The organism is Streptomyces sp. NPDC051976 (genome assembly GCF_040680795.1).
Lineage (GTDB): Bacteria > Actinomycetota > Actinomycetes > Streptomycetales > Streptomycetaceae > Actinacidiphila.
In genome coordinates this window covers 1-1588 of record NZ_JBFAXL010000153.1, presented here as the reverse complement: position 1 = coordinate 1588, position 1588 = coordinate 1, and the positions used below count along the sequence as shown (strand labels likewise).

Sequence of the window (1588 nt, the reverse complement as noted above, 5' to 3'; positions counted from 1 at the left end):
CCAGGTTGGCCAGGCCGGTGCGCTCGGCCTCGTCGGCGCGCACGAAGCGGCCGGTGGCGCAGATCTCCAGCGCGCGGGCGTAGCCGACCAGGTCGCCCGGCCCGACCGGCTGCCGGAGCACTCCTGTGCGCCGAAGCACCGTAGTTGTCACCAGCGGAGAGGGATGAGCTGGCGATTCAGGCCGGTCGAAGCAGTCGGGTTGTCACCAACAAGGCGTTCGACCTGTCACATGCGCTCTTGTGAACGGAGTGCGCAAGGACGGGCTTAGGACGGATCTAGGACAGCAGCTCTTAGCCTCGATCTTGCACAACGACCCCGTAACGAGGCGTCCCGGCCCGGCCAGGTCGTCTGGGTTTGTTGAGAGGGCTGGTGGACACCACAAGTGAGCAACACACTCGACGCGCGGAGCCCCAAGGTCACGAGGCCTCGGTCACGCTGGCCTCCGTTCGCAGTCCATTTGGTGCGCTACTCGCCGAAGCACTGATCACTCACCCCTGAATGAGGAGAAGCCATGCGTCTGCATGTCATAGCCGCAGCACTCGCCGCCACCGCGGCCGCAGTTGTCCCGGCCGCCGGTACGGCTCACGCCGCTGTCCAACCCGCGAGTTGCTCCACCATCGACATCGGCGACCCGGGCCAGATGTGGATCTCCAACCAGTACGTCGGCGAAGTGGAGCAGCAGTACGACTCCTGCACGCACCTCGTCATCGCCCACTGGCAGTGGGCCGGAAGTTGGCAGCAGGCCCACAACGGCAGTACGAGCGTGACCGTCTACGTCCAGGCGTCACAAGCGGCAGGCTTCAAACAGAGCGTGCCCACGACAAAGCCTGACACGCAGAAGGATGTCTCCGCCGCCATCGACGTCCATGCGGCAACTCCGGATCAGTGGCTGGCGGAGGCCGTGGTCAACTTCTGTGGCACACACGGCACCCTGCACGACTACAGCAATGGCGGGACCCTCGACGGACCGCACCCCACCCACTGCTGACCCCGTGGCGCCGGCCGGTGTCGCAGCGAAGAAGCCAACGGTGGTGAGGCCGGCCGCCATGGCCCCGGCTGCCAGCCTTCGGGCGAACTTCATGTGGACTCCTTGCCGTGACAGCGGCCGCTACTGCTACGCCTGGGACGGCACTACAATCTCCAACCAAGGCTGGATGAAAATCCAGGAAGCTGATGAAGTGCGGTCGATCAGCTACACGGGATACGTGCTGGACGTCTCGGGAGGCCATCACTACTTCAGCCGAGGCCATTGCACCACTCTTGGCGGGGCGCACCTGCCTCTGATTGCCTTCGATGGCAACTGAGTTGCGCCGGGCCCCGGTACCCGTGGCCACATTGCTGAGCACCTGATGCAAGGTGGCTGCGGCCACCGCCAACAAGCTGCTGTGAGAAGGACTAGCCGAACGCACTCTCCCTGTCAGGTGCGCGGCTTCACCGGGGGGTGAGCGTCGTGGGTGGGCAGCTGGGCAGTATGCCGGATCCGAGTAAGGCGTCGGATCTGGCGGAGTTCGTCCTATTGCTGGGTGAGTTACGGGCCTGGGCGGGGATGCCGTCGTACCGAATGCTTGCCAAAAGAGTCGGACCGCTG

General features: G+C 65.0%; 2 protein-coding genes and 1 pseudogene. 2 read left to right on the top strand and 1 reads right to left on the bottom strand.

Going from position 1 to position 1588, the window contains the following annotated elements:
* Positions 1-91 (bottom strand): annotated as a pseudogene (locus tag AB0M29_RS45165) (enoyl-CoA hydratase/isomerase family protein); the annotation flags it as partial.
* A 420-nt stretch (positions 92-511) separates the two neighbouring features.
* On the opposite strand from AB0M29_RS45165, the gene AB0M29_RS45160 reads away from it, so the two are divergent.
* Together AB0M29_RS45160 and AB0M29_RS45155 are read left to right on the top strand one after the other, a co-directional pair.
* Positions 512-988 (top strand): hypothetical protein, encoded by a 477-nt coding sequence (locus AB0M29_RS45160; RefSeq protein ID WP_365393683.1) that lies wholly within the window; start codon positions 512-514, stop codon positions 986-988.
* Positions 989-992: 4 nt separating this feature from the next.
* Positions 993-1304: a hypothetical protein gene (locus AB0M29_RS45155; RefSeq protein ID WP_365393681.1), complete on the top strand. Its 312-nt coding sequence runs from the start codon at positions 993-995 to the stop codon at positions 1302-1304.
* Positions 1305-1588 lie beyond the last annotated feature (284 nt).